Genomic DNA, 22,191 nt, shown 5'->3' on the forward strand with positions numbered 1-22,191 from the left:
CCGGCGCCGCGCCAACGTTGCGGGAATGAACATGAGAATCGCAATTGCCGGGGCGTCGGGCCGCATGGGCCGGATGCTCATCGAAACCGTCCTGAATTCGCCCGATGTGACCCTGTCGGGTGCGCTGGACCGCAAGGGCTCAGCGGCCATTGGTCAGGACGCTGGCGCGCTCCTTGGCAAGGACACTGGCGTGCGCATCACGGACGACATCGACGCCGTGTTCGCAGCGAGCGATTGCCTGATCGACTTCACTCGCCCGGAAGGCACGCTCGTGCATCTGGAGGCCGCGCAGCGCCACAACGTCAAAATGGTGATCGGCACGACCGGATTCGACGCGCAGCAGAAGGCGCAGCTCACGGCCGCCGCCGAAAAGGTTGCCATCATGTTCGCGGCGAATATGAGCGTCGGCGTCAACGTCACGCTCAAGCTGCTCGAGTACGCGGCGCGTTTCTTCGCGACCGGCTATGACATCGAGGTCATCGAGGCGCACCACCGCCACAAGGTCGACGCGCCCTCGGGCACGGCACTCGCGATGGGCGAAGCGGTTGCGCATGCGCTCGGCCGCAGTCTGGACGACTGCGCCGTCTACGGGCGCCATGGCGTGACCGGCGAGCGCGATCCGTCGACCATCGGGTTTTCGGCGATTCGCGGCGGCGACATTGTCGGCGACCATACCGTTCTGTTTGCAGGTATTGGCGAGCGCATCGAGATCACGCACAAGTCGTCGAGTCGCCAGTCTTACGCGCAGGGCAGCGTGCGCGCGGCGCGCTTTCTCGAAGACAAATCGCGCGGGCTGTACGATATGCAGGACGTGCTCGGCCTGCGCTGAGCGCATCGTCCCAAATCGACCCCGGCGCGCGGGTCGGACAATTGGCTGAATAGCCGGATTACCGGATAGCGAGGTCAGATGGCAACGGGTACCGGAGTCATTCACTATCTGCAGACGAGCGATGCCGTCACGCACGCGGTGGCGTGGGTGTTGCTCGCGATGTCGGTTGCGAGCTGGTGCTTTCTGATCGTCAAGGCTTCGCTGCTCGTGCGCGCGAAGCGCCAGGGGCCGCGTGCGATCGCGCAGTTCTGGCAGGCGCGCACGCTTTCCGAAGGCGTCGCACTCATGCGGCGCGCCGACCGGGAGCGTATCTTTGCCCCGCTGGCCGAAGCGGCGCTCGCAGCCGCCGAGGCCGACACATCCGGCGTGCTGCTCGCCAGAGTCGATCGCAGCGAACGCGTGCTGCGGGCGCTACGCACCGCATTGCTGGCGTCGCAGCGGCGGCTTGAATTTGGGCACGTGCTGCTCGCGTCGGTGGGCAGTACGGCGCCCTTCGTCGGCCTGCTCGGCACCGTGTGGGGCATCTATCACGCGCTCGGCAGCATTGCTGCGAGCGGTCAGGCCATGATCGAGAACGTCGCCGGCCCCGTGGGCGAGGCGCTCATCATGACGGCCTTCGGTCTCGTCGTCGCCATTCCGGCTGTGCTCGCCTATAACGTGCTCGGGCGGCTCGCGCGCCAGCTCGGCGACGATCTCGACGGCTTCGCGCACGATCTGCACGCCTACGTCTGCCCGCCCGCAGGCACAGCGCCGCGGCGCCAGGCGGCGCTCGAATCGGACCCCGACTGACACCGTTCGCGCGACGAAGGAGCATCTGATGGCATTCGGCGGACTCGAAAGAAAGCGCGACTCGGCGCCGATGGCGGACATCAACATGACGCCGCTCATCGACGTCATGCTCGTGCTGCTCGTCATCTTCATCATCACCGCGCCACTTTTCACGCACGCAATCCGGCTCGATCTGCCGCAGGTCGCAGCCGAGCCCGCGCGGCAGACGCCGCAGACCGTCGCGCTGTCCATCGACGCCGCCGGCAAGCTCTACTGGAATGGCCAGCCGATCTCCCTCGACGAGATGCGCGCGCGCTTCACCGCCGCCGGCAAGGCGGCCGAGGACGCCCAGCCCGATCTGCAGTTGCGGGCTGCACGCGACACGCGCTATGAGGTGATCGCGCAGGTCATGGGCGCAGCGCAGCAGGCGGGGATTGCGCGCATCGGCTTTGTGACCGAGCCGCCGCACGACGGCAAACAGTGAGCTCGGCGCCGGTGCGGCGCGCTTCTCGCATCGGATGGCGGTCCTGGTGCGCTTTGCGCGCAGTCCCTCGAGCGCCTACTTCGCAGCCGCGAATCCCATAAGGCGGAAAACGCGGCCAGCTCAACGGTATAATCAGCGTTTCCCTGTAAAAAGGGCCCAGAAAAGCCACCGTTACCAGCCGGTTCGACGAACCGCCGGCTTCGGTGCCGGGGTGTCCTAAGCCGGCACCGAATCAGCCAGAATCTGCGTCCCCCATCCACACCATGCTCGAAAAATACGTTCCCTCCGACGTCGAATCCGCCGCCCAAGGCGAATGGCGCGACAGCGACGCTTACCGGACGGCCGAAAAGGCCGACAAGCCCAAGTTCTATTGCGTCTCGATGCTGCCGTATCCGTCGGGCAAGCTGCACATGGGTCACGTGCGGAACTACACGATCAACGACGTGATGTACCGCTATCTGCGGATGAACGGCTACAACACGCTGATGCCGATGGGCTGGGACGCGTTCGGCATGCCCGCCGAGAACGCGGCGATGGCCAACGGCGTGCCGCCCGCGAAGTGGACGTACGACAACATCGCGTACATGAAGGGCCAGATGCAGTCGATGGGTCTTGCCATCGACTGGTCGCGTGAGCTCGCCACCTGCAATCCCGACTACTACAAGTGGAACCAGTGGTTCTTCCTGAAGATGCTCGAGAAGGGCATCGCGTACAAGAAGACCGGCACGGTGAACTGGGACCCGGTCGATCAGACCGTGCTCGCGAACGAGCAGGTGATCGACGGCCGCGGTTGGCGTTCGGGCGCGCTCGTCGAAAAGCGCGAAATCCCGATGTACTACCTGCGCATCACGCAGTACGCCGATGAACTGCTGAACGATCTCGACGGCCTCGGCTGGCCCGAGCGCGTGAAGATCATGCAGCAGAACTGGATCGGCAAGAGCTTCGGCGTGAACTTCGGCTTCCCGTACGAACTCGACGGCGAAAAGAAGCTGCTGCGCGTGTTCACCACGCGCGCCGACACGATCATGGGCGTGACCTTCTGTGCGGTCGCGGCTGAACACCCGCTCGCCGCGCGTCTCGCGCAAGGCAAGCCGGAGCTGCAGGCGTTCATCGAAGAATGCAAGAGCGGCAGCGTCGCGGAAGCCGACGTCGCGACGATGGAAAAGAAGGGCGTCGCGACGGGCTTCACCGTCGCGCACCCGATCACGCGCGAAGAGGTGCCGGTGTGGATCGGCAACTACGTGCTGATGTCGTATGGCGAAGGCGCGGTGATGGGCGTGCCGGGCCACGACGAGCGCGATTTCGCGTTCGCGAAGAAGTATGACCTGCCGATCCAGCAAGTGATCGCAGTGGAAGGCGAGACCTATTCGCTCGACGGCTGGCAGGAGTGGTACGGCGACAAGGAGCGCGCGGTCTGCATCAACAGCGGCAAGTTCGACGGCCTGAACTACACGGCGGCAGTCGATGCCGTCGCGGCAGATCTCAATGCGCACGGCTTCGGCGACAAGCAGGTCACGTGGCGACTGCGCGACTGGGGCATCTCGCGCCAGCGCTACTGGGGCACGCCGATCCCGATCATCCATTGCCCGAGCTGCGGCGATGTGCCGGTGCCGGAGCAGGACCTGCCCGTCGTGCTGCCGGAAGACCTCGTGCCGGACGGCACGGGCAACCCGCTCGCGAAGTTCGAAGCGTTCCTGAACTGCAAGTGCCCGAAGTGCGGCGCAGACGCGAAGCGTGAAACCGACACGATGGACACGTTCGTCGACTCGTCGTGGTACTTCTACCGCTACGCGGCGCCGAATGCTGCGACCATGGTCGACGAACGCACCGACTACTGGATGCCGATGGACCAGTACATCGGCGGCATCGAGCACGCAATTCTTCACCTCTTGTACTCGCGCTTCTGGGCGAAGGTTTCGCGCGATCTCGGTCTCGTGAAGTTCGCCGAGCCGGCGAAGAACCTGCTCACGCAGGGCATGGTGCTCAACGAGACGTTCTATCGCGAGGATGCATCGGGCAAGAAGACCTGGTACAACCCGGCCGACGTCACGGTCACGCACGACGACAAGGGCCGCCCGACCGGTGCGACGCTCAACGCTGACGGCCAGCCCGTGGTGCTGGGCGGCATCGAGAAGATGTCGAAGTCGAAGAACAACGGTGTCGATCCGCAGGTGCTGATCGACCTGTACGGCGCGGATACCGCGCGTCTCTTTACGATGTTCGCGGCACCGCCCGAGCAGCAGCTCGAATGGTCGGGCGCGGGCGTGGAAGGTGCGAGCCGCTACCTGCGCCGCGTGTGGGCGTTCGGTTTTGCGAACGCGCAAGCGATCAAGGCACGTGAGTCGTTCGACGCCGCCGCGCTGACGGACGTCGAAAAGACGCTGCGCCGCGAAGTCTACGGCGTGCTCAAGCAGGCCGATTTCGACTACCAGCGTCTGCAGTACAACACGGTCGTGTCGGCCGCGATGAAGATGCTCAACGCGATCGAAAGCGCCAAGGGCGCCGGCGCGGGCGTGCAGCGCGAAACGTTCGGCGTGCTGCTGCGTGTGCTGTATCCGGTCGTACCGCACCTCACGTATCGTCTGTGGCAAGAACTCGGTTATGCCGACGAATTCGGCACGCTGCTTGACGCGCCCTGGCCGAAGGTCGATGAAAAGGCGCTGGAGCAGGCCGAAATTGAACTCGTGCTGCAGGTGAACGGCAAGGTGCGCGGTGCGGTGACGGTTGCGAAGGACGCGGGCAAGGACGCGATCGAAGCTGCGGCACTCGCGCACGAAGCGTTCGTGAAGTTCGCGGAAGGCCGTGCGCCGAAGAAGGTCATCGTCGTGCCGGGCCGTCTCGTGAACGTGGTGGTCTGATTTAGCCTCATCCGATGCGTCGAGGGTGGCACGCGTGGCGTGCCGCCCACGCTCCGAACCTGTCGCGAACCCGGGAGCTCATGTGATTCGCAGATCGTTTCTGTTACTGGCATGCAGCGCGCTGATGCTTTCGGCGTGCGGATTCCAGCTGCGCGGGCAGCAGGACTTTGCGTTCAAGCGCCTCGCCGTCGTCGGCGCGACGCCGCCCGTCGCGGCGCGCATCACGCGCCTCGTCGAAGGGGGGAGCGATTCGGTGGTGGTCCAGTCGGTGTCCAACGCCGACGCGGTCCTGCACATTACCGAAGGGCGCAGCTTCAATACGCTCACGCTCAACCAGCTGGGCGTGGTCCAGGAATACCAGGTCAACTTGACGCTCAACTACACGTTGACGTCACCCGACGGCTCAGTGCTGATCCGGCCGAGTGCGATCGCATTGAACCGCGCGATGACGTATAGCGACCAGTTCTCCACGGCGAAGGTGACGGAATCCGACCTGCTGTTCGCGGACATGCAAAAGGACGCCGTCGATCAGCTCATGCGCCGGCTGGGTGTCCTGAGAACACTGCACCCGACGCCGGAGCAGGTCGTGCCGGGCGTGGCGCCTGGTGCGCCGCTGCCGCCGCCGCCGCTCTGATGCTTTCTTTTCGTCCCGATCAGACGTAAGCGCTATCCATGCAACTGCGACTCGACGCACTCGAACCGCACCTCACGAAAGGGCTTGCCGGGCTCTACGTCGTCTATGGCGACGAGCATCTGCTGGCCCAGGAGGCGTGCGACCGCATTCGCGCGGCCGCACGCGCGGCGGGCTACACCGACCGGTCGGTGTTCACCGTCGAGCGCGGTTTCGACTGGAGTTCGCTGCTCGGAGCCAGCCAGTCGATGTCGCTTTTCGGCGATCGCCAACTGGTCGAGTTGCGCATTCCCTCGGGCAAGCCGGGCAAGGAAGGCGCGGACGCGCTGAAGACGCTCGCTGGATCGGCAAATCCCGACGTGCTCATGCTTGTCACGCTGCCGCGCCTGGACGCAGCGACACAGAAGTCGGCGTGGTTCACGGCGCTGGCCGACAGCGGCGTCGCGCTGAAGGTCGATCCCGTCGAACGCGCGCAATTGCCGAACTGGATCGGCCAGCGTCTCGCACAGCAGGGCCAGCGCGTAGCGCCCGGCGAGGACGGGCGGCGCGCACTGCAATTTGTCGCGGAGCGTGTCGAGGGCAACCTTCTCGCGGCCCATCAGGAGATCCAGAAACTCGGCCTGCTTTATCCCCAGGGGGTGCTGAGCTTCGAACAGATTCACGACGCCGTCCTCAACGTGGCGCGCTACGACGTCTTCAAGCTCAATGAAGCGATGCTGACCGGCGACGCGGGGCGGCTCGCGCGCATGCTCGACGGTTTGCGCGGCGAGGGTGAGGCTTCCGTGCTGGTGCTTTGGGCGGTCGTCGAGGAGATCCGCACGCTATTGCGCGTCAAGCGCGGCATCGCAGCGGGTAAGCCACTCGCGATGTTGTTGCGCGAGAACCGTGTCTGGGGGCCGCGCGAGCGGCTGATCGGCCCGGCGCTGTCGCGCCTTACCGAGCCGGCGCTGGAGCGTGCGCTCGTGCTGGCGGCGCGGCTGGACCGTCAAGTGAAGGGGCTTGCGGCGCAGGCGCGCGGCGAGTGGCGCAATGCGCTGCCGCCGGACGCGTGGGACGGTCTCTTTGAACTCGCGATGACGGTCGCTTCGCCACGCGATTCGATCCCCTCTGCGCGGCCGTCTGCTGCTGTGGCCGCGCGCGGCGTCGCTGGGCCAGCGGGCCGCACCGCGTCGGGCGGCCGACCGCCGTCCGCAGGGCCGGTGCGCCGGCCAGGCTGAGCCGCCACGGCTCGCCCGGCCAGCCGACCGGCACCTGCTTCCAGCCATCCTGCGGGGCGATATCGCCACGCGGCCGGCGCTTCGCAACGCTGTTCCGCCTGCCGGGCAGGCCAGGCAGACCACCCGCGCTGGCCTTACAATCAATTTTTCCTGAATACGGCTGCGCACGCACTACGCGCCGCATCACGACAGACATCATGGATATCGACCAGTACATGACCGACCTCGGCCGCCGCGCCCGACAGGCCTCGCGAGCGATGGCCCGGGCGTCGACCGCGGCGAAGAACGCCGCGCTCGAAGCGGTGGCCCAGGCCATCGAGCGCGAGGCGCAGCAACTGAAGGACGCAAACGCACGCGACCTCGCGCGCGCAAAGGAGAAGGGCCACGACTCCGCTTTCATCGACCGGCTGACGCTCTCGGACAAGGCGCTGCGGACAATGGTCGAAGGCCTGCGCCAGGTTGCGGCACTGGCCGATCCGATCGGTGAGATCAACAACCTCAAGTACCGCCCGAGCGGCATCCAGGTGGGTCAGATGCGCGTGCCGCTCGGTGTGATCGGCATCATCTACGAATCGCGGCCGAACGTGACGATCGACGCCGCGGCGCTGTGCCTGAAGTCGGGTAACGCGACAATCCTGCGCGGCGGTTCCGAAGCGCTCGAGTGCAACACGGCGCTTGCGAAGCTGATCGGCGAAGGGCTCGCGGCTGCGGGGCTGCCGCAGGACGCGGTGCAGGTGGTCGAGACCGCCGATCGCGCGGCGGTGGGCAAGCTCATCACGATGACCGAATACGTCGACGTGATCGTGCCGCGCGGCGGCAAGAGCCTGATCGAGCGCCTGATGGCCGAGGCTCGTGTGCCGATGATCAAGCATCTCGACGGCATCTGCCACGTCTACGTGGACGACCGCGCCGATATCGCGAAGGCACTCACCGTCTGTGATAACGCGAAGACGCACCGCTACGGCACCTGCAACACGATGGAGACGTTGCTCGTCGCACGCGGCATCGCGAACGAGGTGCTGCCGCCGCTCGGCCGTCTCTATCGCGCCAAGGACGTCGAATTGCGCGTCGATCCGACTGCACGCGCGATTCTCGCCGATGCGGGTGTCGGCCCGCTCGTGGATGCCGTCGAAGAAGACTGGCGCACCGAATACCTCGCCCCCGTGCTGGCGATCAAGGTGGTGGACCACCTCGACGACGCCATCGAGCACATCAACACATACGGCTCGGCGCACACCGATGCGATCGTCACCGAAGACCACGACCGCGCGATGCGCTTCTTGCGCGAAGTGGATTCGGCGAGCGTGATGGTGAACGCCTCGACGCGATTCGCGGACGGCTTCGAATTCGGCCTGGGCGCAGAGATCGGCATTTCGAACGACAAGCTGCATGCGCGAGGCCCGGTCGGGCTCGACGGTTTGACGTCGCTCAAGTACGTGGTGCTCGGCCACGGCGAAGGGCGGCAATAATCATCAGCGGCGCACGCCCCGGCGTGCGCCGCTTTCTCTTTCGCACGACCGCTTGAGCGCACTGATGCCGCTGGCGTTTTTCACTGTCGTGCTCTCGTCAAACAAGAAGGCACACCGATGCTCTGGGTAAAGACGTTTCACATCGTACTGATCGCATCCTGGTTCGCAGGCCTGTTCTACCTGCCGCGCATCTTCGTGAATCTGGCGATGGAAACCGAGCCCGCCGCAGTGAAGCGCCTCCTCCTCATGGCGCGCAAGCTGTACCGTTTCATGACGTTGATCGCCGTGCCCGCGCTGCTGTGCGGACTGTGGCTATGGCTCGTGGTGGGCATCGGGCAAGGGCAGGGATGGATTCACGCGAAGGTCGGCGTGGTCGTGCTGCTCATCATCTATCACGCGTACTGCGGCCGCTTGCTGAGGACGTTCGAGCGCGGCGAGAATCGCCGGTCCGACAAGTGGTATCGATTCTTCAACGAACTCCCGGTGCTCGGCATGCTGGCGGCCGTGGCGCTTGTCGTGATCAAACCCTTCTGATTTGCCTTTCCCTTCCACGCGGGCGGCTCAGATGCCGTCCGACGCCTTGTGGCGCTTGTGTGTCGACACCACGCGCCATCCTCTCGCGCTTTGCGCGCAGTCATCCGTAACCGAAACCTGAGCGGCTCGCGGGCGGGCCCGAGCGTATAGCGGCCCGTCCCGCTTCGATGGTCACGTCACCCGCGAACACTATGCGCAGGTCGTCGAGCGCATGCGGGATGCCCTCGTGCAGCTCCGCTGTGGACAGCATTTCGCATTTGCTGTGTCGTGCATCGTTGGACCTCACTTCGACAAACGCATTGACGGGCAGGTCGTTGGGTAACGGCCGATTGTCGGTGGTGGCTGTCTGCATCCGCTGAAACACGATCTGCGGGATATTCGGACTGTCGCCGGCTGTTGGCATGCCGGTGAGCGACGTTGTCGCGGAAACGCTGGCAGGGCCGAATTGATAAATGGGGCCCATGATTTTTATTTCGCATTACATATAAATTTGACTAGTCCCCTAGGACTATCGGCCCGTAACTGTTTTCCGAACGGGATAGGACCACGACCGTCGCAATGGTGCTCAGTTAGCGGGGTGTCACAACGAATTGTCGGACGACGCGACGTCGTTGGCGACGGACAGATGCTGTATGGGCCACTGCGATTGCGAGTCGTAAAAGATGCTCGGGTTTTTTTGAAAAAAGATTTGGCTGAGATACGGGGATATTTCCTTTTAAAAGTAAATTTATGAGATTCAAGGTTCAGGAGGTAAATGTGGGGGCGTCTTTTTTGATTTTAAGGAAATGAAGGGATTAGGTATTTGTGTTTGATATTTAAAAAGATCCATTTTCGGTTTGTACAGTCGATCATCCATCAAGACCACATTGATCCACTTCGCATAGAGCCAACATCGTGATTGCCTGAAATGCTTTGGCCTTGCACGACGCTTCTGTGCCTTGCGCCCAATCCCGGCTTATAGCGCGCAATCGTTTCGGAGTTCTCTTATGTTCGCGCGAATTGCAGATACCTAAGATCGCGTGTGGCATAGAGGGTCGATTTACGGCAATGCGTCGGTGCTTCTTCTGAATCTGTCAGCGTTGTTTATCCGCGTTGTGGTTGATTTAAGTCGCCGAGCGTAAGCAGCCCATGAATGCTCCTTTAAACGAAGTAGCGGTCGGGCTCGCTTGCCGGGCCCGGCCGCTTTGCGACTGCGTGTCCCCACGCAGGCGTCATCTGGTTGGTATCCGGTCTTTAATCAGGGCAAAAGATGAATAAGGCATATAGGTCAGTCTGGAACGAGGTTACAGGTACATGGGTCGCGGTGCAGGAGAACGCGGCGGCACGGGGAAAGAGATCGTCGTCGCGGGCAGCGAAGGTCCTGAATGCGGCTGTGATACTTGGGGCCGGTTCGCTTGCTGCGAGTGCCGCGTACGCGGATACTACGTGCGACGCAGAAAGTGCTTCGTTGACAGGTTGTGACACGTCGTCGTCGGTGGCTCCGGTGGCGTCGAACGGTTCTGGCGTAGATACCAGTGGCCGGACATGGAATTTCGCCATGCTTAACACTTACCAAAAGGTGAATGGTCTAAACGACGGCGTGGGCTCGACGCCGGTCTCCGATCCGGCGCAGGCGGCCGCGGCCGGAGCGATTGCGATCGGCTCGCAGGCGTATACAACCGGCACGGGTGGGGTAGCGTTGGGCGTACAGGCGTACGCCCAGGCGAAGGATTCTGTGGCGCTGGGTATGGGATCGGTCGCGAACCAGGAAAACACGGTGTCCGTGGGTACTGACGGCACGGGTTCCTATGTCGCGAGGGACGACAACGGCACCGCCATCGCCACCATCCAGAATCAGGCGAACACGCGCCGCATTGTGAATATGGCGGCCGGTCAGGGCGACACCGATGCGGTGAACGTCAGCCAGCTCAAAGGCGCGACAGATGCGCTCGGTGGTGGCGCTGGCGTGAACGCGGACGGCTCAATCAAGGCGCCGTCATATTCCGTCAGCGGTGGCACGTATAGCGACGTTGGCTCAGCGCTGCAAGCGGTTGACGGTGCCGCGCAAGCCGGTTTGGCGGAGGCAGTCAAGTACGACTCGTCGGCACACGACAAGGTGACGCTGGGCGGCGAGGGTTCGGGCACGCCGGTGAAGCTTCTGAACGTGGCGGTGGGCACGCTCTCGGCGTCGAGCACGGATGCGGTGAACGGTTCGCAGCTCTATGCGACGAACCAGAAGCTCGATCAGACGACGGGTGATGTCACGAACATCCAGTCGCAACTGGCGGACGCGGTCGCGTACGATTCGTCGGCACACGACAAGGTGACGCTGGGCGGCGTGGGTTCGAGTACGCCGGTGAAGCTTCTGAACGTGGCGGTGGGCACGCTCTCGGCGTCGAGCACGGACGCGGTGAACGGCTCGCAACTCTACGCGACGAACCAGAAGCTCGATCAGACGACGGGCGATGTCACGAACATCCAGTCGCAACTGGCGGACGCGGTGGCGTACGATTCGTCGGCACACGACAAGGTGACGCTGGGCGGCGTGGGTTCGAGTACGCCGGTGAAGCTTCTGAACGTGGCGGTGGGCACGCTCTCGGCGTCGAGCACGGACGCGGTGAACGGCTCGCAACTCTACGCGACGAACCAGAAGCTCGATCAGACGACGGGCGATGTCACGAACATCCAGTCGCAACTGGCGGACGCGGTGGCGTACGACTCGTCGGCACACGACAAGGTGACGCTGGGCGGCGTGGGTTCGAGTACGCCGGTGAAGCTGCTGAACGTGGCGGTGGGGACGCTCTCGGCGTCGAGCACGGATGCGGTGAACGGTTCGCAGCTCTATGCGACGAACCAGAAGCTCGATCAGACGACGGGTGATGTCACGAACATCCAGTCGCAACTGGCGGACGCGGTCGCGTACGATTCGTCGGCACACGACAAGGTGACGCTGGGCGGCGTGGGTTCGAATACGCCGGTGAAGTTGCTGAACGTGGAGGACGGTACGCTTTCGGCGACGAGCACGGACGCGGTGAACGGCTCGCAACTCTATGCGACCAACCAGAAGCTTGATCAGACGACGGGTGACGTCACAAACATCCAGTCGCAACTGGCGGACGCGGTAGTGTACGACTCGTCGGCACACGACAAGCTGACGCTGGGTGGGGTGGGTTCGGCCACGCCGGTGACGCTGCACAATGTGGCACCGGGCAATCTCTCGGCGACGAGCACGGACGCGGTGAACGGTTCGCAGCTCTACGCGACGAACCAGAAGCTCGACACGACGGCGGGTGACGTAACGGACATCCAGTCGCAGCTCGCGGACGCGGTGTTATATGACTCGTCAGCACACGACTCGGTGACGCTCGGTAGTTCGGGTGTGTCTCCGGTGGTGTTGCGCAACGTGGCGGCAGGTATCTCTTCAAACGATGCGGTCAACGTAGGTCAGTTGACCTCGGCGGGCTTCCAGCTCGACAACTCAGGCGCGGTCCTCAACCAGGCCGCGACCTACGACGTCGGTTCGATCACGGCTGGCAACCCCACGATTACATTGAATCCTGGCACCGGTAACAGCGTGTATTACCGGAACGGCAATCGCAATGACGGCCTGCTGCCGACAGGTACGCGCATCAGTAACGTCGCCACCGGCATCCTGGATACGGACGCGGCGAACGTCGGCCAAGTCCACGACATCGTGAACGCGTCCTCAAACAGCCAAGGCCAAACCGGCGCGACGCTGATGAGTGCGACGATGCTGGCCCCGCAGTCGGATGGTTCCGGTGTTGATGTCAGCGGTCGGACATGGAGTTTCGACATGCTTAACACATACCAAAAGGTGAACGGTCTAAACGACGGCGTGGGCTCGACACCGGTCTCCGATCCGGCGCGGGCGACCGCGGCCGGAGCGATTGCGATCGGCTCGCAGGCGTATACAACCGGCACGGGTGGGGTAGCGTTGGGCGTACAGGCGTACGCCCAAGGGAATGATTCTGTGGCGCTGGGTGCGGGATCGGTCGCGAACCAGGCAAACACGGTGTCCGTGGGTACTGACGGCACGGGTTCCTATCAAGCGTTGGACGGCAACGGCGCCCTCATCGCCACCATCCAGAACCAGCCGAACACGCGCCGCATCGTGAATATGGCGGCCGGTCAGGGCGACACCGATGCAGTGAACGTCAGCCAGCTCAAAGGCGTGACAGATGCGCTCGGCGGCGGCGCTGGCGTGAACGCGGACGGATCAATCAAGGCGCCGTCATATTCCTTCGGCGGCAAGACCTATGGCGACGTTGGTTCGGCGCTGCAGGCGGTTGACGACGCCGCGCAAGCCGGTTTGGCGGACGCGGTGGCGTACGACTCGTCGGCACACGACAAGGTGACGCTGGGCGGCGTGGGTTGGGGTACGCCGGTGAAGCTGCTGAACGTGGCGGCGGGCACGGTTTCGGCGTCGAGCACGGACGCGGTGAACGGCTCGCAGCTCTACGGCCAGGCAGCAAGTACGGCCAGTGCGTTGGGTGGCGGGACGAAGGTCAACTCGGACGGCACGCTGAGTGCACCGAGCTATGACCTGGGTTCCGGTACAGGTACGTACAGCGATGTCGGCTCCGCGCTCACTGCCGTGGCCGCGCTCGCCAGGGGCGGTTCGGTAGATGCAGTCGTCTACGACACGTCGGCACACGACAAGCTGACGCTCGGCGGTACAAGCTCCGCGGTTCCCGTGCAGCTCACGAACGTGGCGAAGGCGACGACTGCCAGTGACGCTGTAAACCTCGAACAGTTGCAGGAGGCGGGTCTGAGCGTCGACTCGTCGGGTAACGTGACGAATGCGTTCGTGGCCTATGACGACTCCACGAAGAAGTCGGTGACGTTCGGCGGTACGAATCCGAGTGCGCCGGTGGCGCTGCACAACGTGGCAGCGGGTGCGCAAGGCACGGACGCGGTGAATGTGTCGCAACTCGAAGCCGCAGGCCTGGCGATCGACTCGTCTGGCAACGTGACGAACGCGTTTGTCGCCTATGACGACACGAACAAGGATTCGGTGACGCTCGGCGGTAAGGGCTCGAACTTGCCGGTGGGGTTGCACAACGTGGCGAATGCGACGAGCGCCAGTGACGCCGTGAACCTTGCCCAGTTGCAGCAGGCCGGTCTTGATGTCGATGCTTCGGGCAATGTGACGAACGCATTCGTTGCCTATGACAGCACGGACAAGAAGTCGGTGACGTTCGGCGGCCTGAATCCGAGCGCGCCGGTAGAGTTGCACAACGTGGCGGCGGGGGCGGTCAGCGCGTCGAGTTCCGACGCGGTGAACGGCTCGCAGCTCTACGGCCTGGCGGCGAGTACGGCCACCGCGTTGGGTGGCGCGACGAAGGTCAATGCGGATGGCTCACTCAGTGCACCGAGCTACGACGTGCAGGGTGCCGGTACGTACAGCGATGTCGGTTCGGCTCTTGATGCTGTGGCCGCGCTCGCCAGGGGAGGCTCGGCGGACGCTGTCCTCTACGACACATCGGCGCACGACAAGCTGACACTCGGCGGCGAGAAACCCGGGGCTCCCGCAGTGCAGCTCACGAACGTGGCGAACGCGACGGGAGCCAGCGATGCTGTGAACCTTCGCCAGTTGCAGCAGGCTGGTCTGGACGTCGACTCGTCGGGCAACGTGACGAACGCGTTTGTCGCCTATGACGACACGAACAAGGATTCGGTGACGCTCGGCGGTAAGGGCACGAACGTGCTGGTGGGGTTGCACAACGTGGCAAATGCGACGAGCGCCGGTGATGCCGTGAACCTTGCCCAGTTGCAGCAGGCGGGGCTGGACGTCGATTCGTCGGGCAACGTGACGAACGCATTTGTCGCCTATGACAACACGGACAAGAAGTCGGTGACGTTCGGCGGCCCGAATTCGACCGTGCCGGTGGGCCTGCACAACGTGGCGGCAGGGGCGGTCAGCGCGTCGAGCTTCGACGGGGTGAACGGCTCGCAGCTCTACGGCCTGGCGGCGAGTACGGCCAGCGCGTTGGGCGGCGCGACGAAGGTCAATTCGGATGGCACGCTCAGTGCACCGAGCTACAACCTGCAGGGTGCCGGAACGTACAGCGATGTCGGCTCGGCTCTTGATGCTGTGGCCGCGCTCGCCAGGGGAGGCTCGGCCGACGCTGTCCTCTACGACACATCGGCGCACGACAAGCTGACGCTCGGCGGCGAGAAACCCGGGGCTCCGGCCGTGCAGCTCACGAACGTGGCGAACGCGACGGAAGCCAGCGACGCTGTGAACCTTCGACAGTTGCAGCAGGCCGGTCTGACCGTCGACTCGTCGGGCAACGTGACGAATTCGTTCGTTGCCTACGACGACTCATCCAAGGACATGGTGACATTCGGCGGTAAGGGTTCGACCACGCCGGTCACCCTGCGAAACGTCGCGAACGCGACTCAGGCGAGCGACGCGGTCAACCTCGCGCAGTTCGAAGCAGCTGGTCTGACCGTTGACTCGTCGGGTAACGTGACGAACGCCTTCGTCACCTACGACGACGCGTCGAAGGCGCAGATTACGCTTGGCGGCTCGGGCGGCACGGTGATCACGAACGTCAAGGACGGCTCCGTGAACGCAAGCAGTACCGACGCCGTGAACGGTTCGCAACTGTACGCGATCAAACAGCAGTTGGACTCATCGGGTCTCGGCCTCGTGATGCAGAACGACGAAGGGACGATCACGGTCGGCGCCAACACCAACGGCAATCTGGTGGACTTCTCCGGCACGTCAGGCCCGCGCACGCTGACCGGCGTCGCAGGTGGCTCGGTGAATGCCACGAGCAACGATGCGGTCAATGGCGCTCAGCTCTACGGCGCGGCACAGAGCACCGCATCGGCGCTCGGTGGAGGCTCGACGGTCAATCCGGATGGCACGGTGACGGCGCCAACCTATAAGCTGGGCGACACGACGGTCAACAACGTTGGTGACGCGCTCACCAATCTCGACGGCCGTGTGACGAACCTGCAGAACACGGTGACCAACATCGCCGGGGCAGTGGCCAACGCGGTGCAGTACGACTCGTCGGCACATGATCTGGTGACGCTCGGTGGCGCGGGCTCCGCGTCCACGGTGAAGCTGACCAACCTGACCGACGCGGATCTGAGCGCGACCAGCACCGACGCAGTAACGGGCGCTCAGCTGTACGCCACGAACCAGGAGCTTGCGAACCTGGGGAACGCAATCCAGAACATCGGTGACACGGGTTCGCAGTACCTTTCGACCAACTCGAATAGCGGACCGGCCGATGCAACGGGCGACAGCTCCATCGCGGCGGGTGGCGGTGCGACCGCTTCGGGTTCCAACTCGACCGCGCTCGGCGACAAGGCGGCTGCCTCGGCCGATAACTCGGTCGCGCTGGGTGGCGGTGCGACCGGTTCGGGTTCCAACTCGACGGCGCTCGGCGCCAATGCGGCTGCCTCGGCGGACAACTCTGTCGCGCTGGGTGCAAACTCAGTGGCGGATCGGGCGAATACCGTGTCGGTGGGTTCGGCGGGCAACGAACGCCAGATCACCAACGTTGCCGACGGTAAGGCTCCGACCGACGCGGTCAACATGCGTCAGTTCCAGAGCGGCATGACCAGCGTCCAACGTGGGGCATACGGTGGCGTGGCGGCGGCCACTGCGCTCACGATGATCCCGGACGTCGATCCGGGCAAGACGATCGCAGTCGGTATCGGTACGGCCAACTACAAGGGCTATCAGGCGACCGCGCTCGGTGCATCGGCACGCATCACCCAGAACATCAAGGTCAAGATGGGGGCGGGCTACAGCGCGGGGGGCGGCACCACGGTCGGCGGCGGTATGTCGTACCAGTGGTAAGCGTCTGAACGGCGCAACGGGCGCAGCGCCTTTCGGCCGTGCCCGTAGATGCCGGTCACTTGCTCGAAAGCACGGCGGACTTCTTCGGAAGTCCGCTTTATTTTGTTCGTCGCGGATTGCTGGGGAGCGTTGTGCGACTGATGAGGGGTATTTGTTACTAGTCTCGGCGTGCGGAAACGCTGCGCTCGATGACCATGATGGTGCTTTGGGTCCCTATGACAGCGCAGGTGTTGAGTGGATGTTCGCAGAGGGCCAGAATTGCGTGCGAGTCTTTCCGATATCGGGTGTACGACTGCGGGGCAAGGGTGCCGTTTCGCAGGCCGTGTCGCATTCCGATTCTCATGCGAGGCATGTACTCGGAGCGTGTGTACGATTTCTCTACGCCCATCTGTGCGCTTGCGTGCTTCGTTGTTCGCCGCTGCAGCGCGATGGTTTTCCTCTCGTGTTTGCTCGCCATATCTGTGTGCTGCGGGAGAGCAAAATCCCACGTTCTGAAAAACGTTGGGTTGGTCAGTAATCTGAAGCCTGCCGTAGTGAACCGATCACAATGCGCCTGCAAAAAATCCGATTTCGGCATCAAAAGGGGATTTCATGAACACTCCTGCCGCTTGAGGGAGACGGATTTTCGACAGAACCCTGATGTGCCGGACTGACCGACACAATGGAGCCGCGGCGCGTGCGGCTTTCAATGAGTCCCCGCCGCGCCGCCTCGCGAAAGGCTGCATTGACGGTATTCAGGTGGAATCCGAGATCATCTGCAATGTCGCGTTGCGTCGGTAGTCTGTCGCCGGGGCGCAGAACTCCGAGTCGAATCGCGTCCTCTATGTGGTCTGCGATCGCGAGATATACCGGCCAACGTATTCTCGCGAACTCGGGGCGCCACACAGCTGCAGGTGATATGCGAGCGTCGCGAGCGCTCCCGGTCGACGGATCCTCTGACTGCAATTCACGAAGCCTCATGGTGTCTTTGCATCGCGCAAGTGGTTGCCGGTACTGCGTGCCAGATCCAACACCCGCAGTCCACGCTTTCACGGAAAACGAACGTCGCCAGTGAATAGCGGGCACTCGCCACCACGTTCCATTTGTCGACTAGTGCGAACGCGGCCCGGGTATCACGGTTGAAGTCCCCGACTTAGGCGGAATTCCAAGGCGACTTATTGATTCGCCTCCATGCAGGTCGCATCTATCTATTTGGTCTGCGCTTCTTGAAAACTCGATTAATGGATGCTGCGCCAACTCATCTGGAATTGGCTAGGCGAAAAATCCTAATTTTGGCAGGCATCTAAGTTTAGTTCGCATAACAAAATAAATTGCACAATGAAGTTTGATGTGAATGTGTGCAACGCACACGGGGTCGTGTACCCGTTACTCCGCTGTCTCGCGCGGTGTGCTGTGCTACGCCGTCGGGCTTGGCAGTATCTCTTCGCGTGGTGTGCGGTGCCGGGGCATATCGCCTTGGCCCGCGCTCGAGGTGTCCGAGGGGCGCCTGCTCTGCGGCGCGTCAAGCGTCCCGCGTACGCTGCTTACCATCACCTATACAGAGGGCATTCGCCGAATGCTCCAGGTTTTCCCCGGCGAAGTATTCCATGCCCGCAAACGCCATGCCCTAACCGTTAGGATCGAGGCGGCGGCGCGCGATGATCTCCTTCGCATCGGCCAGTTTTTCGGTGAGTTCCGGGCCGCACTGCAGTGCAACGCCTACCGCAAGAATGTCGCCGATCGCGAGATGCGAAGTGCGTGAGGTCATCGGCGAGAAAACGTCGGTGTCTTCGTCGACGTTCGCGTGCAGGCCGACTGTCGCAAGACGCGCGAGTGGCGACGTAGCGTGCGTGATGGCGATCACCTTCGCGCCGCGTTCGAGCGCCGTGTGTGCGGCATCGACGATATCGCGCGTGCGGCCGGTGTTCGAGATCGCGACGACAACATCCCCGGCGCCGAGCAGCGCCGCGGACATCAGGAATGTTTGTGGATCGGCGTAAGCGACACTCGGCATGCCGAGACGGAAGAACTTGTGCTGCATGTCCTGTGCCGCGATGCCGGATCCGCCAGCGCCGTAGAACTCGATACGCCTTGCGTGCGAGAGCAGCTTGATGGCTTCGGCGAGTGCATCGGCGGACAGGTTGTTGCGCACCTGCAGCAACGCCCCGATGGTACGGTCGAGCACCTTGGCCGCTACGCCCGGCACAGGCTCGTCGGGACGCACATCGCGGTAGACGGCGGGCGGCAGGTCGGCGGCTACAGCCTGCGCGAGCCGGATCTTGAACTCCCGGAATCCTGAGAAGCCGAGTGCGTGACAGAACCGCGCGATCGTTGGCTGGCTGACGCCAGCGCGCTGCGCGACGTCGGTCATCGAGAGGTCGAGCACTTCGCGTGGGGCGTCGACGATGTAATCCGCGAGCTTGCGCTCGGACGGGCGCAACTGCTCGCGCATGGCTTTCACCTGGGACAGCAGCATCGGGAAACTCGCACTATGCTGAAAGATCCGTGGACTATAGCGGATCGTTGGATATGTACAAAAACTACAGCAATACGACTGGCGATGCAACCCTTGAAACGTCGATTTACAGCAGGGCCGGAAAATAAGGAGGATGAAGCGCTTGCATTACACCAGCGACCAGGGATCCGCCGGGATTGCGCGCTTGTAGTTTTTCTACTAATATCGCGCCATCGCTGACCGCGGCGTGCAACCCGGTCCCATGCGTTCCGCCGAGACGAAAGCAAGGAGATTCGATGGTTTCCCCGCATTCACAGTTGATGAAGGTCACGCAGCGCGTGATCGAGCGCAGCAAGCCGACGCGTGAGGCCTATCTCGCGCGCATCGCCGCCGCGCAGGACCACTTTCCGGCGCGTGGCGTGTTGTCGTGTGCCAACCTCGCGCATGGCTTCGCGGGTCTCGAGGGCCGCGACAAGATCGCGATCAAGTCCATTCGCGAGCCGAATATCGGCATCGTCTCGGCCTACAACGAGATGCTCTCGGCGCACGCACCCTACAAGAACTATCCGGATCTCATCAAGGAAGCGGCTCGCGAAAACGGCGGCGTCGCGCAGTTCGCGGGCGGCGTGCCCGCGATGTGTGATGGCGTGACACAGGGCAACGCGGGCATGGAGCTGTCGCTCTTTTCGCGCGAAGTGATCGCGATGAGCACGGCGGTCGCGCTCACGCACAATATGTTCGATGCGGCGCTGTGCCTTGGCATTTGCGACAAGATCGTGCCTGGCCTCCTGATCGGCGCGCTGCAGTTCGGCCATCTGCCGACGATTTTCGTTCCTGCCGGTCCCATGACGAGCGGACTGTCCAACGACGACAAGGCCAAGGTGCGCCAGCAGTTCGCGACCGGCCAGTGCGGCCGCGACGCGTTGCTCGAATCCGAGGCAGCGGCGTATCACAGCCAGGGCACCTGCACGTTCTACGGCACCGCCAACAGTAACCAGATGCTGATGGAAGTGATGGGCCTGCATCTGCCGGGCTCGGCTTTCATTCATCCGTACACGCCGTTGCGCGACGCGCTTACGGCCGCTGCGGCGCGCCGCGTGCTCGATCTCACCGTCGAGCGCGGCCACTACACGCCGATCGGTCACGTGATCGACGAGCGCGCCATCATCAACGGCATCGTCGCGCTGCTCGCAACGGGCGGCTCGACCAACCACACCATGCACCTCGTGGCGATGGCGCGTGCGGCGGGTATCGTCATCGACTGGGATGATTTCGACGTACTTTCGGACGCCGTGCCGCTACTTGCGCGCGTCTATCCGAACGGCAAGGCCGACGTGAACCATTTCCACGCGGCGGGCGGTATTGCGTTCCTCGTGCGCGAACTGCTCGACGGCGGGTTGCTGCACGAAGACGTCAAGACCGTCGCGGGCGAAGGGCTGCGCCACTATACGAAGGAGCCGAAGCTGCTCGACGGCAAGCTGACGTGGGTCGATGCGGTCGAAAAGAGCGCCGACACCGCTGTGCTGCGCGGCATTGCCGAGCCGTTCCAGCCGGACGGCGGCTTGCGTCTTATGCAAGGGCGTCTCGGGCGCGGCGTCATCAAGGTTTCGGCGGTCGCGCCGGAGCGCCGCAAGGTGCGCGCTCCCGCGATTGTGTTCGATTCGCAGGAAGCCGTGCAGGAAGCGTTCGATCGCGGCGAGCTCGAGCGTGACTTCGTGGCCGTCGTGCGCTTTCAGGGCGCACGCGCCAATGGCATGCCGGAGCTGCACCGTCTCACGCCGCTGCTCGGCGTGATGCAGGACAAGGGCTTCCACGTCGCGCTGGTCACCGACGGTCGCATGTCGGGTGCGTCGGGCAAGGTGCCCGCCGTGATCCACGTGTCGCCGGAGACGCTGTTGCATGGCCCGATCGGCAAGGTGCGCGATGGTGACATCGTCGTGATCGATGCGGTCGAAGGCGTGCTCGACGTCGAAGTCGACGCCACCGAATGGGACGCGCGCCCGGTCGCGCAGCCCGCCCATCAGGAAAGCAACGAAGTTGGCTTCGGCCGCGAGCTGTTTGGCGTGTTTCGTGCCGCGGCAGCGCCGGCCGAACTCGGCGCATCGGTCTTCGGGCCGCTCGTCGGCGAAACGGTCGGCCACGCGTTGCCAGCGACGACGGTCGCCGCGAACGCGGTTGACGCGAACCAATATCAAGGAGCATGAACATGGCAACAACGTCGGTAGCCGACATCGTCCGTCTCGGCCCGGTGATTCCGGTGCTTGCCTTCGATAGCGCCGCACAGGGCGAGAACGTTTCGCGCGCGCTGCACGCGGGCGGCGTCAAGGTGCTCGAAATCACGCTGCGCACGGCGGCCGGGCTCGAGGCGATCAAGCGCGCGGCGCAGATCGCGCCGGATATCGTCGTCGGCGTCGGCACGATCACGAAGCCCGAGCACTGCGCGCTCGCGAAGAACGCCGGCGCGAAGTTCGGTGTCTCGCCGGGTCTCACGCGCGAGATCCACGACGCTTCGCTCGACGCGGGGTTGCCGCTTCTGCCGGGCGTCATGACGCCGTCCGACATCATCGCGGCGATGGAACTCGGCTACGAGATCGTGAAGTTTTTCCCGGCGGTGCCGGCCGGCGGCATCGCGATGCTCAATGCCTTCCACGGCCCGTTCCCGACGCTCAAGTTCTGCCCGACGGGCGGCATCACCCCCGAAACCGCGCCGAACTTCCTCGCGCTGCCGAACGTGGTGTGTGTGGGTGGCTCGTGGCTTACGCCGAAGGCTGCGCTCGCCGCCGAGGACTGGGCCGAGGTCACGCGGCTCGCCCACGCGGCAAGCGAACTGGCGCGTCCGGTGCGCTGACGCTGGATTCGCGCGCGGGTTCTGGCGTCGGCTCTGCCGCGCGCCGAACCGGAATGCTGCGAGCGGCGCTGCGGCGCGATTACGAATGATGCGGCGTTGCACCATCGCCAGGTGCGATGTTGGAAGACGCGGCACATGCGAACCCGCCTGGCTGGTGCAGGCGCGACGAACCGCGCGAGGTTGATGCCTCGCGCGGTTCGTCTTTTGTGCACGCAATGGCGAAAGCCGTTAACCTCTGCAGTCGCGGCCCTGCCGACGGCCGGCGCGTAACGCCAGGCCGCGGGCCCTGCTAACACA

General features: G+C 63.8%; 14 protein-coding genes and 1 pseudogene. 12 read left to right on the top strand and 3 right to left on the bottom strand.

What is annotated here, in order from left to right; all coding sequences use genetic code 11:
* Nucleotides 1-31: 31 nt before the first annotated feature.
* The 8 genes from dapB (at nt 32) to L0U80_RS02055 (ending at nt 8,790) form a co-directional block, all read left to right on the top strand.
* Nucleotides 32-829 (top strand): 4-hydroxy-tetrahydrodipicolinate reductase, encoded by a 798-nt coding sequence (dapB, locus tag L0U80_RS02020; protein ID WP_233862201.1) that lies wholly within the window; start codon nt 32-34, stop codon nt 827-829.
* 78 nt (nt 830-907) lie between these two features.
* Nucleotides 908-1,618 (top strand): MotA/TolQ/ExbB proton channel family protein, encoded by a 711-nt coding sequence (locus L0U80_RS02025; protein WP_233862203.1) that lies wholly within the window; start codon nt 908-910, stop codon nt 1,616-1,618.
* A 28-nt stretch (nt 1,619-1,646) separates the two neighbouring features.
* Complete coding sequence (locus L0U80_RS02030; protein ID WP_233862204.1) at nt 1,647-2,081, top strand: ExbD/TolR family protein; 435 nt, start codon at nt 1,647-1,649, stop codon at nt 2,079-2,081.
* 263 nt (nt 2,082-2,344) lie between these two features.
* Nucleotides 2,345-4,939 (top strand): leucine--tRNA ligase, encoded by a 2,595-nt coding sequence (leuS, locus tag L0U80_RS02035; protein ID WP_233862205.1) that lies wholly within the window; start codon nt 2,345-2,347, stop codon nt 4,937-4,939.
* Between the two features lie 82 nt (nt 4,940-5,021).
* Nucleotides 5,022-5,573, top strand: coding sequence for an LPS-assembly lipoprotein LptE (locus tag L0U80_RS02040; RefSeq protein WP_233862206.1), 552 nt, complete (start codon nt 5,022-5,024; stop codon nt 5,571-5,573).
* 38 nt (nt 5,574-5,611) lie between these two features.
* Nucleotides 5,612-6,787, top strand: coding sequence for a DNA polymerase III subunit delta (holA, locus tag L0U80_RS02045; protein ID WP_233862207.1), 1,176 nt, complete (start codon nt 5,612-5,614; stop codon nt 6,785-6,787).
* A 197-nt stretch (nt 6,788-6,984) separates the two neighbouring features.
* Complete coding sequence (locus L0U80_RS02050) at nt 6,985-8,256, top strand: glutamate-5-semialdehyde dehydrogenase (RefSeq protein WP_233862208.1); 1,272 nt, start codon at nt 6,985-6,987, stop codon at nt 8,254-8,256.
* 117 nt (nt 8,257-8,373) lie between these two features.
* A complete protein-coding gene (locus tag L0U80_RS02055; protein ID WP_233862209.1) occupies nt 8,374-8,790 on the top strand; it encodes a CopD family protein in 417 nt (138 codons plus the stop codon).
* Between the two features lie 100 nt (nt 8,791-8,890).
* Here L0U80_RS02055 and L0U80_RS02060 read toward each other — a convergent pair whose 3' ends face one another.
* Nucleotides 8,891-9,253, bottom strand: coding sequence for a hypothetical protein (locus tag L0U80_RS02060; protein ID WP_233862210.1), 363 nt, complete (start codon nt 9,251-9,253; stop codon nt 8,891-8,893).
* Between the two features lie 786 nt (nt 9,254-10,039).
* On the opposite strand from L0U80_RS02060, the pseudogene L0U80_RS31775 reads away from it, so the two are divergent.
* A pseudogene (locus L0U80_RS31775) lies at nt 10,040-10,168 on the top strand (ESPR domain-containing protein); the annotation flags it as partial.
* Nucleotides 10,169-10,327: 159 nt separating this feature from the next.
* Nucleotides 10,328-16,612, top strand: coding sequence for a YadA-like family protein (locus L0U80_RS02065; RefSeq protein WP_233862212.1), 6,285 nt, complete (start codon nt 10,328-10,330; stop codon nt 16,610-16,612).
* A gap of 576 nt (nt 16,613-17,188) precedes the next feature.
* On the opposite strand, the gene L0U80_RS02070 is transcribed toward L0U80_RS02065, so the two are convergent.
* Both L0U80_RS02070 and L0U80_RS02075 read right to left on the bottom strand, forming a co-directional pair.
* Nucleotides 17,189-17,572, bottom strand: coding sequence for a GntR family transcriptional regulator (locus tag L0U80_RS02070; protein ID WP_233862214.1), 384 nt, complete (start codon nt 17,570-17,572; stop codon nt 17,189-17,191).
* A gap of 646 nt (nt 17,573-18,218) precedes the next feature.
* Nucleotides 18,219-19,067 carry a MurR/RpiR family transcriptional regulator gene (locus L0U80_RS02075; RefSeq protein ID WP_233862216.1) on the bottom strand — a complete coding sequence of 283 codons (849 nt, stop codon included), beginning with the start codon at nt 19,065-19,067 and terminating at the stop codon, nt 18,219-18,221.
* A 275-nt stretch (nt 19,068-19,342) separates the two neighbouring features.
* On the opposite strand from L0U80_RS02075, the gene edd reads away from it, so the two are divergent.
* The gene (gene edd / locus L0U80_RS02080) at nt 19,343-21,250 is read left to right on the top strand and encodes a phosphogluconate dehydratase (protein WP_233862217.1); all 1,908 of its coding nucleotides are present in this window, start codon (nt 19,343-19,345) and stop codon (nt 21,248-21,250) included.
* Nucleotides 21,251-21,252: 2 nt separating this feature from the next.
* Complete coding sequence (gene eda, locus L0U80_RS02085; protein WP_233862218.1) at nt 21,253-21,894, top strand: bifunctional 4-hydroxy-2-oxoglutarate aldolase/2-dehydro-3-deoxy-phosphogluconate aldolase; 642 nt, start codon at nt 21,253-21,255, stop codon at nt 21,892-21,894.
* The last annotated feature ends 297 nt before the right edge of the window (nt 21,895-22,191 follow it).

Origin of the sequence: Paraburkholderia adhaesiva, assembly GCF_021390575.1 — a bacterium.
In the GTDB taxonomy this organism is placed as follows: Bacteria; Pseudomonadota; Gammaproteobacteria; order Burkholderiales; family Burkholderiaceae; genus Paraburkholderia; species Paraburkholderia adhaesiva.